Genomic DNA, 15,284 nt, shown 5'->3' with positions numbered 1-15,284 from the left:
CGCCGCCAGTGCCGGACATCATCAGGGCCTACCCCCTGGAAGAAGAAAACACCATACAGAGATACATAGATGTGGTGTTAAGACGGAAAAAGATTATTATCGTCTTCTTCGCGATAGTGCTGGTAACGGCCCTTTTGAGCACGATGCTGACCGAGCCCTTGTACAAGGCCACCGCCAAGCTCGAAATATCGCTCGAAAACCCCAAAGTCGTCAGCTTCGACCAGGTAGTCGAGGTCGAGAATCAGTCGGCGGAATTCTACGAAACACAGTACCTTCTCCTCAAAAGCAAGGCTCTCGCCAAACAGGTTGCCGATAAGCTCAACCTGGCTTCGTACCCGGAATACGATTTCGAAAACAGGAAGTCAAATATCCTCTCGCGTATAATTTCGGGCACTATCGGCGCGATTGAAGACGGTTTCGACGGCATCAAGAACCTTTTCAGCCCGTCGGTAAGCGAGCCCGAGTCCGGGGAGGCCGAGTTCGATCTCAGCGAAATATCCAGGCAGGACGCACTGGTCAACGCATTCGTAGGCAACCTGACCATAAACCCGATCGGCAATTCACGCCTGGTCGATATAAGCTTCGAAGCGCACGACAGGAAGCTCGCGGCGGATGCGGCCAACACGCTCGCCGACACATACATCGAATGGCTTCTGAACAGGAAGCTCGACGCAACCAAGCAGGGAAGGGATTTCCTGAAAAAGCAGATCGAGCAGGCACAAACTCACCTCGAGCAGTCCGAAGAGAGGCTCAACACCTTCGCCAAGAATAACGACATAGTCTCTCTCGAACAAAATATGAACATAACGTATCACACCTTCGCCGAGCTCAACGACGCGCTCGCCAAGGCGGAGACCCAGAGGATTGAAAAGGAATCGCTTTACAAGCACGTCATGGCGGGAAACACCGGCTCGCTGCCCCTCGTCGTGAACGACCCCTATATCCAGAACCTCAAGGCGGAGCACGCAAGGGCCAAATCGGAATACAGCCAGATGAGTGCAACTTTCAAATCCGGCTATCCGAAGTTAAAAGAGCTCGGGGCCAGGGTAGCCGAGCTCCAGAGGAAGATAGACGAGGCCGAGAACAGCGTCGCCAGCTCGGTGAAATCGGACTACGAAGCCGCGCTCAAGAAAGAAGAATCACTCAGAGAGAGCTACGAAAAGCAAAAAGTCCTGGCGTCCGCTCTCAACGACAAATCTATTGAGTACAACATCCTCAAGCGCGAAGTGCAATCCAACGAGACTATATACAACTCGCTCCTGCAGAGACTGAAGGAAACCGAAGTATCGTCCGCCATAAAGGCCAGCAACATACAGGTCGTCGACTATGCCCAGATACCCCTCTTCCCGTTCAAGCCCAACGTACCGCTGACCCTCATCTTCGCCTGCATCATAGGCCTCGGAGGCGGTGTATTCATAGCATTCCTCATCGAATACTTCGATAACACGATCAAAACCCCCGAAGAGATACGCGACAAACTGAAGTACCCGGTCCTCGGGGGGGTTTTCGAAGCCAGCCAGGCTCAGGCCCTGGCTTCCCCTGTAGAAAAAACGTTCCTCATGGACCCGAGGTCCCATATAGCCGAGGCGTTCAGGACCATAAGAACGTCGCTACTCCTTTCTACGCCCGGAAAGCCGCCGCGCTCGATACTCGTTACGAGCTGCTTCCCCGCCGAAGGGAAGACAACCGTATCCATCAATCTGGCTTCGTCCTTTGCCCAGGCCGGAAGCAGGGTTCTTCTACTCGAAGCCGATCTCCGTAGACCGAGGATCGGATCGGTTCTCGGAAACAACGGCAGCGGTCTGAGCAGCTACCTGACCGGGAATGCCAATTTACAAGACGTAATATCACACGGAGAGATACCGAACCTCTACATCCTGCCGGTCGGCCCCATACCTATCAACCCCGCGGAGCTTCTCGGGTCGAACCAGATGAGGGATTTGATCCATGACCTGACCGAGACGTACGACTACATAATAGTGGACGGCCCGCCTGCTTTGGGTTTCGTCGATTCGCACATACTGTCCAGCCTCGTAGACGGAGTGGCCATAGTAGTCAGAGCGGGCAAAACACCAAAGAATTCGATCAGGGACCTCATAGACAAGCTATGGAACCTTAGAGCGAACTTCCTCGGTGTAATAGTGAACGGCATAGAGCTCAACCAGAACAGCTATTACTACAAGTCGTACAATTATTATTACGGCGACAACGAAGAAAAGAAGAAAATCTCGCCGGCAAAGCCCAAGGTCAAAAGTGATCCGGACGAGCTGAATTTAATTTAAGTCATTATTTACGGCCGACCCGGAAGTCTTCCTGTCATTTCATCTGCATGTATGGCAGTGAGAATTATCGATCTATGGATATCAAAATTCGTTCCAGGCTGCTCCAGCGCGCCCTTATTCTTGTTACAGTAATCGTATCGTTCTTCCTCGTATTGAGCTCCGCCAGGGGCTGGATGTCATATGTATACGCCGGCGATCCCCCTCCGTACGGGTTCAAGAAAGCCCTGGCGGTCGAAAAGAACAACTCCGAATTTTATTTCCTGCTCGCACAGTTTTACGACAGTTACGACGCCGGCGGCGCCGGCAGCCAGGTATATCCCCTCTATCAAAAGGCCCTTGAGCTCAATCCGCTCAACTACGCTTACTGGTTTTATCTGGCCGATTCCCTTTTCATGGACGGGAGAAAAGAGGAATCCCTTTTCGCACTCAACCAGGCCACGGACCTCGCCCCGGGCGTCGTATCCCTGAGATGGGGGGCGGCCATGCTGGCCTCGAAGCTGGGGAACGAGGAGGCCCTCGTCAGCAACACACGGTCCGTGCTCGCCAGCGATCCCAGGAGGCGCTTTAAAGCGTTTCCCGTCCTTTGGCAGTCCCTCAGGAACGAAGACAAGATATGGAGGGCTATCCCGGATAACGCCCTCCCCGAGTATCTTCATTTCCTGATCAGCACACGAAGGGTTTCCGAAGCGGAGCGGGCCTGGGGAAAACTGTCGGATACTGCCGAAATCCCCGAGGATATATTCCAGAGATATGTCTCTTTTCTTATTATAGAAAACAAGCTGCAGGCGGCGAAGGACGCCTGGGCCGACCGATTGGGGGATTGGCAGGGAGTGTGGAACGGGGGTTTTGAAAAAGAGATTACGTCCTCCGGATTCGACTGGAGGAGAGGAAAAGTCGAGGGCGTGAACATCACGAGAACCAGGAATACCGACAGTAAAGGATATTCATTAAAAATAGATTTTGACGGGAGTAAAAATGTAGATTTCAACCATCTACGCCAGATCGTGCCGGCCTACGGGAATTCCGATTACAAGCTGAGCTCCGATATGAAAAGTAAAGGACTGTCCACACGTAATGGACTTTTCTGGGATGTATCCTGCTGGGGTCACGGCAGCCTGGACGCCCGTACCGGTCAAGTCATCGGGACATCCGATTGGCACGAGGTCTCGACCTCGTTTAAAACTCCCCCGGACTGCGATTATCTCGTAATCAGACTAAGACGCCGGCCGGATAACGATCTCGACAGGAAAATCAGCGGAACCGTTTGGATAGATAACGTCAAGCTGGAAAAACAGCTGTGAAGGGCTCGGACCAATGCTATTTAAGCCATTCATCATCGAAAAACTGATCCCGCTCGTTATCAACGTCGGGCTTGCACTTATTTTATTGTCGCCGCTGCCGTTCGGGAACGTCGAGACGTGGTCGGTCTCCCTCTTCGAAATTGTATCGTTTATAACCTTCGGCATCTGGCTGATCGGGAAGATACTGAGAGGGCGAATCCGTCTCATGCCGTCACCTCTATATATACCGATGGGGCTCTTTTTCATCCTTATCATGATTCAAACGATAGAGCTCCCCGAAGCGATACTCGGCTTGATATCTCCCCACACAGCCGCGCTCTGGCAAAGTAAAAGCGAAGCTCTCAGGCATATATTCGGAGGCGGCGTCAATCTCGGAAACACCATAAGCATTTATCCGTTCGTGACGAGCCAGAAATTCCTCCTCTATCTCTCCTACGCTGCGTTCTTCCTCGTAACCGCAGATTTCATACGGACAAAGAGACAGATAAGAAGATTCTTCTGGATAATATTTACCGTCGCCATGATAGAATCCCTGATCGGACTCCTTCAGTATATAAGCAGCGGCACGACGGTGCCGGCTTCCGGGACCTACGTCAACCCCAATCATTTCGCAGGTCTTCTGGTCCTGGTAATTCCCCTCTTCATGGGGTATATGCTCTATCTCTACACACGGCACGGAACCGAGATCAGCCGGTGGGGGCTCAAGCTGCCCGGCTCGAGCCAGCTTATCGTATTCTTCTCGGCGTCTCTCATGGCCATAAGCCTTATACTCGCCCAGTCGAGGGGAGCCATACTGTCGTTCGCGGCCTCTATATTCTTCTTCTACATGCTCATACAGCGGAGCAAGAAAAGCAGGTCCAACGAATGGCTTCTGGGCAGCTTCCTCCTGATTATCCTCGTATACTCCATATGGATCGGGCTGGATCCGGTTCTCGACAAATTCACTGAAACCGGAGAAGATGCTCCCAACCGCACCTACATATGGAAGGACAGCGTGGATATGATCAAGGACTTCCCTCTCCTGGGAGTCGGTCTCGGCAATTTCAGCCTGGCCTACACTGTATATAAAAAGGAAGCGTACTGGGCCCACGTGTACGACCACGCTCATAACGATTACATTGAGCTCGCGTGTGAGACGGGACTAATCGGATTTATTCTGGTCTTCTGGGCCCTGATCGCCTACTTCCGAAGGCTGGCCGCAAACGAAAAGTATGCAATTCCCGAGCAAGACCCCTACCGCTACTACATCCTGCTGGGGGCAGTCAGCGGGATGGTGGGGATGTTCGCGCACGCGATCACGGAATTCACATTCCAGATTCCGGCCAATGCCTATTACTTCACGTTCCTGTTCGCTCTGGCCGCAAGGCTATCCGAGCAAATCAAGGGCGAGCACTGACAGCGGGGGGTATTCGTTGCCCCGGGCGGGATAAATAAGATTCGAGCGTAGAAGAAGCTAACCACCAGTTCTTACGGAGCTCTGCCTGTCCAGGCACTCCTTCAAACCCGATTCCGTAACATAACCCAAACCTATCAATATCTGGCCGATCCAGCCCCCGTTTAGCCGCTGACAGCTGAGGGCCTCTTCCAGCTGATCGTTTGTTATTACCTTGTCGGCCAGCATTATCTCACCCAGCAGCATATCTCTCCTGCTTCTATTTAACTTGCGCTTCGTGGCGTTCCTGACAACCTGGAGATTGAGGAAATATTCGAGCCTGGGCTTGGATATGTATCCCTTCTCGACGAGCAGCTCGCCTATCCTTCCGCCGAATTTCCCCTGGTGCTCCAGAACCTCCAGGAGTTGGGACTCGTTTATCACGCCGGACTCCAGGATCAGCTGGCCGATAACATTATCTACACTCTTGCCGTTCAAAGGTAGCAGGATTTCGAGATATCTCAGCGGCCGCATCGACATGTAAATGTGAAGCAAGAGAAATACTATCCAGAGATAGGTGAGGACGCCCTCGGGAACATCCAGCAGCACCCCCCCCACCCCTATAAGCCCGGTCACAAAAACGATCAGGAGGATAGCTGCGGTGGCCTGAGCATCGGTCAGCCCCGCATACAGAAAATGATGATGAAAATGGTGCCTGTCGGGGTCGAACGGATGACGTCCGAGGCTCACCCGTCTGGCAAACTGTCCGCAGGCATCGTATATAGGCAGCGCCAGGAGCCATGCGACCGTAATCGGCCGTATAATCGCCCCGCCATGCCCCATTTGGGAGAACTTGATCAGAAGCCACGCAAGGACGAGCCCGAGACACTGGCTCCCCGAGTTACCGAGAAATGCCGTAGCCCGCTGACGTAAAGGATGCCGCATGTTATAGGCCAGGAACCCCAGCAGTGCGCCGGCGAGTATTAATACGGCCATGAGTCTGTCAGACTGGCCCGACAGATAGCAGCAGACGGCGAGCCAGAACGTAATTACAAAACCGAACCCTCCCGCGAGCCCGTCCAGGCCGTCAATCAGGTTAATGGCGTTAACGACGAGCACCACGGCTATTATGGTAAAAGGTATGGATACCCACGAGAGCCAGAGAGGACCGAGCCCCAGTAAATCCCCCAGGTCGTCAACCCTTATTCCGCCCGGAACGACCAGCAGAAACGCCACGACGATTTGAACTACAAACTTGAACGAAGCCGATAGCGCGCGCACATCGTCCAGCACCCCGACAACCAGCAGAATCGTAAGCCCGATGTATACCCACGGGGATACCTGGAGCACCCCGGAATAATAAAGCAAGGCCATGAATACCGGGAAAATCGCGAGACCGCCGACCGGGGGTACGGCGTTATCGTGCCGCTTCCGGCCCTCGGGCATATCGACGAAGCCGGTAATAAACGCCAAACGGCATAAGAGCGGCACGAGAGCGGCGACGATGAAGAAAGCCGCGATGAAATACATTGATTCTTTACTGTTCAGGTACTGCATAGATATAACCCCATTAATAGGTGTATAGCCCTCAAGCCAAAATAACCGTCAAGCTACACCGAAAAACCTCCGAACCGACACTGCGCCGATTCATGGGCCCAGACGCCATGATTGCACAGCGATCATTTACCGAACGAACAATTATAATACGAATTATAGCGTGCACTTTTGAGCTTTCAACCCGGTCCACCCTGTATTGACCCCATCCACTCATAGTAGCCGGGCGGCACATTCACCCCGGCAGCGCGATAGATTGTGAGTAACATACTGACTCATCTAAATATTCTGTAATTATACAATAACACTATATGTTTTAATGCCCGAACACTATATGTTTTAATGCCCGCCGACTTGCTGGTTTGCACATATATCATTATACGTCCACTCGATAAAATTTGTTAAGGAATTTTTAAAAAATCATCCAAACTTCATATTCCGCGCCTGCCCAGGCAAAATCTGCTTTGCCCGATAATGTTCTCGGCACAGCGCTTTATAATCCGCATTTTCGCATTATAATTCTATAAGCTCACGTCTTGATGGATTTCGTATTCGAACTTTAACCTTAATTAATTCAATTAATAGATGCCTGAAATAGACACTACGTCCGATATAATCGAACATAAAAAGAGGGCGCCCTCAAAAGACCCCCTGAAAGAACGGGATTCCCTTCAGGATAAACCTTTTGCAGTGTACGAACCCAGTAAGGGACTATCACTCAAGCTGAAGGAGCTTCTGGAATTCCACGAGCTCATATATTTTCTCACATGGCGAGACCTCAAAGTACGCTACAAACAAACGGCTCTCGGGGTTATATGGGCTGTCCTCCAGCCGTTTTTAACCATGGTCGTTTTTACCATTTTCTTCGGCAACCTGGCGAAGATACAATCGGACGGTGTGCCCTACCCGATTTTCTCGTTCGCAGCGCTGCTGCCGTGGCAGTTTTTTGCAAATAGCGTGACCAACTCCAGCAACAGCCTCGTAAATAACAGCGGCCTCATAACGAAAATATATTTCCCCAGGCTGGCAATGCCCTTGTCGTCCATATTGGGCGGGCTTGTCGATTTCGCCGTAGCTTTCATCGTTTTCATATGTATGATGATTTACTACGACATAAAACCGACTTTAGCCATACTATCGCTGCCGCTTTTTATTCTCCTTGCCGTGGCCACTTCGTTCGCGATCAGCCTCTGGTTATCGGCTATCAACGTAAAATACAGAGACGTGCGTTATACCATCCCATTCCTCACACAGCTCTGGCTATTCCTGACGCCCATCGCCTACCCGAGCAGCCTGGTACCGGAAAAATGGCGGGTAATTTACGGCCTGAACCCTATGGCCGGTGTAGTCGAGGGGTTCAGATGGGCCTTGCTCGGACAAACAGGCCAGGACTGGGCGCTGATAACAGCCTCGATAGTTATCGTAATAGTACTCCTGATCGGGGGCTTGATTTACTTCAAACGCATGGAAAGAACTTTCGCGGACATAATCTGATATGAGCGAACTTGCCATAAAAGTCATAAAGATAGGAAAACGATACAGCATCGGTGAGAGAATACAGTACGGCACCTTGCGGGAAAGCATCATCGGCTTTACATCGAGCGTCCTGTCAAAATTCAGGGAAAAAACCGCCGGGGATACGGGCCCCGGCATATACCACAACGGCGGCGCCCGTAATACACAAAACTTCATATGGTCCCTGAAAGACGTCTCGTTCGAGGTCAAAAAGGGCGAGATAATAGGAATAATCGGGAACAACGGCGCGGGGAAAAGCACCCTCCTAAAGCTGATCTCCGGGATAACGGAGCCGACAGAGGGAAGGATTGAAATCTACGGCCGGATAGGCTCTCTTCTCGAGGTCGGGACCGGGTTTCATCCGGAGCTCACAGGGAAAGAGAACATATATCTCAACGGGGCTATCCTGGGAATGAAAAGACGCGAGATCGAGCGCAAATTCGACGAAATCGTTGATTTCTCGGGCATAGACCAGTTCATAGATACGCCCGTAAAATACTATTCTTCCGGTATGCGTGTCCGCCTCGGATTTTCAGTTGCAGCGCATCTTGAGCCCGACATATTGCTGCTCGACGAGGTTCTTGCCGTCGGAGACGCCGCATTTCAAAAAAAATGCCTGGGTAAGATCGATAACATAGCCTCATCCGAGGGCAGGACAGTCCTCTTTATCAGCCATGACCTCACTGCGGTACAATCATTATGTCAGAGGACAATCTTACTGGATAGCGGAAGAATCCTGTCCGAAGGACCGACCGACGAAATTATCCGGGCCTATATCCAGAAAACACATCAAACCCTTGATGTTCCGATTGACGAAAGAAGAGATGCGTTCGGAAACAGACAGATAAAAATAACCTCTCTCAAGGTCGAGAACGCCGATAGAGAAAAACCTATAACGGCCGGCAGCAAGCTGAACATTCAAATCGACTACGAGAGCGAAGGCAATATCTCGGGTCTCCAGGTGATTATCGAAATCAAGGACAGCAACACGAATATCATATTATTCCGATTCGACAGCAAGATTTCAGACGATCTTCCGGAAGTGCTTCCGCCGTCGGGAAGAATTGCATGCCTGACAGAACCCATACTGATTTCCCCGGGGGAATGCACTCTGGACGTAGAGCTAAGAATAAATAAAGCCTCCTCTTACGGCCTGGACGGGGCTGCGGTTTTCCATGTAGCCACGGAAGATTTTTACGGAACGGGAAAAATCCCGACCAGAAAACAGTCCATCAACATTAATAAATACAGGTTCGTCCTCGAGGACGAGACAGCGAATTAGCTATAACGAAACACATCTCGCATTATAAACCGGCCATTCGATTTTTCTTCAAGCACGGGGTCGGAAAACCGTTTGGTTATCCCACCCGGGGGATGCGAATTATAATCTATTCGTCATAAAGCGAGCCGAAGCGCCTCAGCTCCTCCCTCCACAGGGAAAGAGAAAAACCCGTCTTTATATCTTCTATCGCTTGCGAGCGGGGTATATCGGTATCCAGATATCCTAAAGATTTGGTTACCCAGGTTAACAGGCGTAATCTGTCCATGGCCTCCGCCGATATACCCAAAGAATCTCTATATAGATCCAGGCAAGATTGAAAAATACGGCCGGTAAAAGAAGAGGAATCCAGCATCCTCCTGTAGCAGTCCAGGAAATTGCCCGAATTCCAGGCGCGATAGAGATGAAAATTCAGGTAGGTCAAAAAGAATATCAGGTCAAAAGCCGGAATGCCGTGGAATCGGCCGTCGTCCCAATCGACAACCCCTAGTTCTCCCTTCGAGCTTATATGAACATTCAGAGGAGCGAAATCCCCATGATGGCAAACGAGGAACGGCAGTTCCAGGCTTTCGATTATATCCCTGGTCCGCCGGGCCTCATCCGGCGTCAGCACTTGGTTCGTTATAATTTCGATTTTCTCAAGTTCCGGCCTTATTATCCGGTCGAATACACAGCTTCTCGAAGCTTCCACTTTTGATTTCATGCCGAAATCAGCAAGCCACGAAGTTGCATTCATGGCCAATTCTTCATAATTGGATTTATTTACGGCCCTCGAAGATTGTATGCCGCCAATGAACGTTTCCGCCACAGCGAAGAGTCCCGAGACGCGTCCTACAAACAATATCCTCGGGATTCCCGTTATGTCATCGAATTTTTCGTTGATTTCCTTCAGAAACCGTGCCCCGTTATCCAATACGAGATCCGGCTCTCTGGTCCGTGCTATTTTAACCACCATATAAGGCTCAAGACCCTCTTCCGAGAAAATAAACAGCAGAGCCTTCTCTATGCTTTCTCTTATGGACAAGATGAAAATAGACGCATCTTCCGATCCCGATTGGAGGCCCGGCCCTTCCGAACAAGCGGCAATAACGCCCTGCAAACCGGCCGCCGATGCGCCGGCCCCGGAAAGAGACTCGGGAGCGGCGGTCTTCTCCAGCATGCCGTTCCCGGCAGGTTTGACCGCGACTGAACAAACCACGAACTTTCCCGGCTCAAGACTTATAAACCATGGATAGAGCGCGAACAATTTCGGTCTCAACGACCAGAGAAAGAGGCGCATCCCCTTAATCATCCGCCTGAAAAAGTCCTCGGTTTTATCGATGTAACCGACGAAGTCGATTGCTCCCTTATTCTCCAGCGGGACCCACATCGCGGGCGGCGAATTAAACGGAGAAGGCTTTGGCAGATAGAACTTTACATCCCGGAATCCCAAGGATTCCAATTTTTTTCTGATATCGTTCGTTCCGGATAACGGGTTCAGGATCCATTCTGCATAAACGGCCCCCCCGGGCTTCAGATACGACCATGCTTCCTCGAGGGTCTTGTAATCGGGTTCGGTAGCGACGGCGAGGTCGCAGTCATTCCTGTGACGGCTTTCTCCCGACCCGACGATTGTTCCCGATATCATGGCGGCAGCATCCGCCAGGGCTCCTTCCCCGAATACGACGCTTTTTGAGGGATTCGGGTCGCGGAGCAAAAAACGCCAATCCGCCCTTCTTAAAACCAACTCAATCTTTTCACTAGACGATGCTTCTGATCCGTTCCGGCTTATGTTTAGGGCCCTCCATTGTAATCGGGGTTCACGATTTCATTACATTCAGAATTGCCGGCGTCAAGACATGAGGCAGGGCATGAAGTACCCAGGGTCTCTCTTCATGGAATGCGTATAAAGTCCTTTTTCGGACACTATCCATTTTCCCGGCATGTTGCTATAATTATAGTTCATTACGAATCTTTTACGGCACGCAGGGTATTTTTCAGCCTAATATTCGGGTCTACCATAAACGAACACTTAAATCCATACGATTTAGTCCGGCAATGAGAAGATTGAATAATCACGTAGATGATATAGCGTTTAAACTATACAGCCCCTTTTCCCAATTCGACGACGTAAAAGAAATCTGGACATCCATGTTAAAAAAATGTCCACATTCTTATTATCTCGCCTGGCCGTGGACAGAGCTATGGATAAAAAGCCTGCCCGATAACTGCAGCTTATCTCTTGTAGCCGGTTTCATAAACAAATCGCCGGTAGTGGCCTTCTTTTTGGGGGCCCAAACCACAACCCGGCACAGACTCTTTAAGTTCCGAAAACTTTCAATCAATCAAACTTTCATTCCAAATATAGATATAATATGGATCGAATACAACGGAATCCTGATCGACCCTGAAATCACAATAACCCTGGGCTCCCTGTTGGAAAATCTCCCTGTAAAATCATGGGATGAATTCAGCATTCTGAGATGTTCTCCGGTTTTCCAGCCTAACTTAATCATAGATGACGATTTGGATAAAAAATATCATTTGGAAATCCACACGTGTGAATCCTTTTATGTCGATTTGAATAAAATCCGCAGCAACGACGACGATTACTTCGGTCTCTTGAGCCCAAACAGGCGACAGCAAATTCGCCGCTCGATCAAAGAATACGAAAAATTCGGGGCGATCGAGATCGCTATAGCGGCGAACACCGACGAGGCGCTCGCATTATTCGACGAGCTAACGGAAATACACCAGAAAACATGGACGGAAGAAGGGCACACCGGCGCCCTGTCGGACTCGTATATAATCGACTTCCATAAAAATCTGATCTCCCGACGTTTTGAACACGGAGAAATTCAACTAATCAAAGTATCCGCCGGCGCCCACGTCCTCGGATGTATCTACAATCTGATTTACGAGGGGAAGGTATATTTTTATATATGTGGGTTCAATTACTTGCCGGGCAATTTATACAGATCGGGGCTGGTCTGTCACAGTTTTGCAATCATGCATAATGCCAGGTTGGGCCTTAACAGCTACGATTTCCTCGAAGGAGACGATAGCTATAGAAAATCCCTCTCGACCGATCATAACGAGATGCAAACCATTACAATCCGGAAAAGAGATATGAAATACAGGGCGGCGAGCGTTATAGACGCCATCAGGTCGGGGAAAAAGCATTGATTCGGCGATTTCATACAGGCAAAAGCGATTGGAACGGCTCCATGATTAGGGAAATATGAACTCAATCGTTTTTAAACTGTACAACCCTTTTTCACAATTCGGCACCGTGAAGGAAATCTGGGCCGACCTGTTGAACAAATGCCCGCATTCCTATTATCTCGCATGGCCCTGGACAGAGCTATGGCTGAAAAGCTTGCCGACCGACTGTAAGCTCTTTCTGGCTGTGGGCTACTCGAACGAATCTCCGGTCATTGCTTTCTTTCTCGGTTCCCGAACGACAACCCGGCACAGGTTTCTCAAATTCAGACAGCTTGCACTCAATCAAACGCTGATTCCACACTTCGACTCGGTTTACATCGAATATAACTCGATGCTGATCGACCCGAAAATCGAAATATCCCTCGAGTCTATACTCGAAGGGATACCTCTCGAATGGGATGAATTCCTTATGACGAGATGCTCGTCGATATACCAGCCGAACATAATCATGAACGGGAACTTAAACAAGAAATATGATGTAAAAACGGAACAGGCCAGATCATACTATGTAGATTTAGAGAAAATCCGTCGGAACAATTACGATTACCTGGCCCTACTCAGCCAAAAAAGAAGGAGCAAAATACGAAGGACCATTAAAGAATACGAAAAAATAGGGGAAATACGGATACGAATCGCCGAAACTGTCGAGGAGGCGCTGGAAATACTCGACGAGTTAATCATGCTGCATCAAAAAAGATGGACGGAGCGCGGATCCCGTGGGGTTTTTTCAAGTGAATACATTATAGACTTTAACAAAGATCTGGTTTCGAAGCGTTTCGAATACGGTGAAATCCAGCTGATTAAAATATCCGCCGGCGACCACACGCTGGGATGTCTATACACCATCGTCTACAACCAAAAGGTGCTTGGGGGGCAATGCGGGTTTGATTATATTCCGGGAAACCTTTACAGCCCCGGCATAGTTTGCCATTACTACTCGATACTGCATAATGCCTATATCGGACTGAGCAGCTACGATTTCATGGACGGAGAGGCGCAGTATAAAGAGAGCCTGTCAACGAATTATAACGAAATACGGACCACGGTCATTCATAAAAGGAATATCAAATTCAGGATAGAAAACAACCTGGCAAAGCTGCTGAGAATGTTCAGGAAGGAAAATGTTACTGCGGGCGAAAAGGGGCAAGACGATGCCGGCGAAGAAGCCGCGCGCAAAACATAGGCGATAAATATGTCGATTCGGCAGGAGAATGACACAATGCACTTCCGCACACCTCCGCCGAAATCGATAATAAACTGTGTGGATTTAGCCCGAAGCTTTCGTCCGGGCGGGGGCCGCGGAGAGTTTTCGGAAATCCTCCTGCCCAATTAGACGATAGTAACCGGCCCGGAAGAGTAGTATTATTTATAAGCTCCATGTCAGGGTCAGCGATGACTGAAGCTAAATCAACGTGATCCTTTGTCTCGTGCATACACAACCAACATGCTTGGGAATTCTACTTCGGTATTTTTTCACGATTCACAAAGGGCATTGATTTAATATCACGGAGCTTATAAAATCTTAAGTAGAATAGATTGGATTATATCATGAATATAAAAAATACTGACCGAATCATATTCAAACTTTACAACCCGTTTTCGCAACGCGCCGCAGTGAAGGATATCTGGACAGCCATGATCAATAAATGTCCTCATTCGTATTATCTTTCATGGGCGCGGAAAGAATTATGGCTGGATAACCTGCCCTCCGACTGTAATTTTTTGCTGGTGGTGGGTTACATGAACGAATCCCCTGTCATCGCTTTCTTTGCCGGATCCACGACAAGCACGTTTCTCAGGTATCAGCAGGTTGCGCTTAATCAAACCCTGATTCCTCTCATCGATAACGCGGCATTCATCGAATATAATTCAATCCTGGTCGATACGGAAGTCGAAATGTCTCTCGAGTCGCTGCTCGATCAGATCCCTATAAAGTCGTGGGACGAATTTCATATGGTCAGATGTTCACCGATATACCATAATCTGGCTCCGGACAACACGGCGAACCACAAATACAAAATAACGATCAATTCCCAGAAATCATATTACGTAGACTTGGAGGAGGTCCGCCGTAATAACTACGATTACCTGGCGCTGATCAGCCGAAACAGAAGAAAGAAAATACGTAGGGCCGTTAAAGAATATGAGAAAATCGGGGAGATATCCTTAAAAACAGCCGGGACTGTTCCCGAAGCCTTAACGATGTTCGACGAGATGGTCGAGTTGCACCAAAAAAGATGGGCCGAGCGCAACCAGCCCGGATCCCTGTCGACCGAATACGTTCTTAACTCACACAAAAAGCTTATCACCAGCCGGTTTGAGCATGGAGAAATACAACTCCTGAAAGTATCGGCGGGGAATCATGTCATAGGATGCCTTTACAATTTCGTCTACGACGGAAGGGTCCTTTGCGCCGACAGCGGGTACAGCTATCTCCCCGCCAATTGCTATCGTCCGGGGTTTGTCTGTGACTACTTCGCCATTCTACACAATGCGGAAAAAGGGCTGCTTTCGTATGATTTCATGCATGGAGAACAGGAATATAAGAAAAGCTTATCGACCCATCATATCGAAATTCAGGATATTACAGTGCAAAGAAAGAGCATGAAACTGAATATGAGGAAAGCCGCTGCAAAGCTTTACAGGGGATACAGAAAAATGAGGAAAATGATTTATTGATCAAATCCGTGTATACACATATATCCCTGTATTTACTAAACGGTGCTTTGAACTATTTCACCGGACATCCGGGATAACGGTATCCGACTTCCTTCCCC

At 49.5% G+C, this 15,284-nt stretch carries 10 protein-coding genes; 8 read left to right on the top strand and 2 right to left on the bottom strand.

Annotated features, from left to right (window positions below; translation table 11 throughout):
- Positions 1–8 precede the first annotated feature (8 nt).
- From PKC29_10430 to PKC29_10420, 3 genes are all read left to right on the top strand, one after another.
- Entirely contained in the window at positions 9–2,282 is a 2,274-nt protein-coding gene (locus PKC29_10430) for a polysaccharide biosynthesis tyrosine autokinase (GenBank protein ID HML95833.1), read from the top strand.
- A gap of 74 nt (positions 2,283–2,356) precedes the next feature.
- Complete coding sequence (locus PKC29_10425) at positions 2,357–3,583, top strand: tetratricopeptide repeat protein (protein HML95832.1); 1,227 nt, start codon at positions 2,357–2,359, stop codon at positions 3,581–3,583.
- 13 nt (positions 3,584–3,596) lie between these two features.
- A complete protein-coding gene (locus tag PKC29_10420; GenBank protein ID HML95831.1) occupies positions 3,597–4,979 on the top strand; it encodes an O-antigen ligase family protein in 1,383 nt (460 codons plus the stop codon).
- A gap of 57 nt (positions 4,980–5,036) precedes the next feature.
- Here PKC29_10420 and PKC29_10415 read toward each other — a convergent pair whose 3' ends face one another.
- The gene (locus PKC29_10415; protein ID HML95830.1) at positions 5,037–6,485 is read right to left on the bottom strand and encodes a hypothetical protein; all 1,449 of its coding nucleotides are present in this window, start codon (positions 6,483–6,485) and stop codon (positions 5,037–5,039) included.
- A 714-nt stretch (positions 6,486–7,199) separates the two neighbouring features.
- On the opposite strand from PKC29_10415, the gene PKC29_10410 reads away from it, so the two are divergent.
- Together PKC29_10410 and PKC29_10405 are read left to right on the top strand one after the other, a co-directional pair.
- A complete protein-coding gene (locus PKC29_10410; protein ID HML95829.1) occupies positions 7,200–8,003 on the top strand; it encodes an ABC transporter permease in 804 nt (267 codons plus the stop codon).
- 1 nt (position 8,004) lies between these two features.
- Positions 8,005–9,306 (top strand): ABC transporter ATP-binding protein, encoded by a 1,302-nt coding sequence (locus tag PKC29_10405; GenBank protein HML95828.1) that lies wholly within the window; start codon positions 8,005–8,007, stop codon positions 9,304–9,306.
- Between the two features lie 106 nt (positions 9,307–9,412).
- Here PKC29_10405 and PKC29_10400 read toward each other — a convergent pair whose 3' ends face one another.
- Positions 9,413–11,029: a phosphotransferase gene (locus PKC29_10400; protein HML95827.1), complete on the bottom strand. Its 1,617-nt coding sequence runs from the start codon at positions 11,027–11,029 to the stop codon at positions 9,413–9,415.
- Positions 11,030–11,340: 311 nt separating this feature from the next.
- Between PKC29_10400 and PKC29_10395 the strand changes: the two genes are divergently transcribed.
- From PKC29_10395 to PKC29_10385, 3 genes are all read left to right on the top strand, one after another.
- Complete coding sequence (locus tag PKC29_10395) at positions 11,341–12,468, top strand: GNAT family N-acetyltransferase (protein HML95826.1); 1,128 nt, start codon at positions 11,341–11,343, stop codon at positions 12,466–12,468.
- Positions 12,469–12,523: 55 nt separating this feature from the next.
- Positions 12,524–13,690, top strand: coding sequence for a GNAT family N-acetyltransferase (locus PKC29_10390; protein ID HML95825.1), 1,167 nt, complete (start codon positions 12,524–12,526; stop codon positions 13,688–13,690).
- A 365-nt stretch (positions 13,691–14,055) separates the two neighbouring features.
- Complete coding sequence (locus PKC29_10385) at positions 14,056–15,186, top strand: GNAT family N-acetyltransferase (GenBank protein ID HML95824.1); 1,131 nt, start codon at positions 14,056–14,058, stop codon at positions 15,184–15,186.
- The last annotated feature ends 98 nt before the right edge of the window (positions 15,187–15,284 follow it).

This window comes from Thermodesulfobacteriota bacterium (genome assembly GCA_035325995.1).
Taxonomy (GTDB): Bacteria; Desulfobacterota_D; UBA1144; order Nemesobacterales; family UBA2774; genus JADLGH01.
This window is presented reverse-complemented; position numbering and strand designations above follow the sequence as displayed.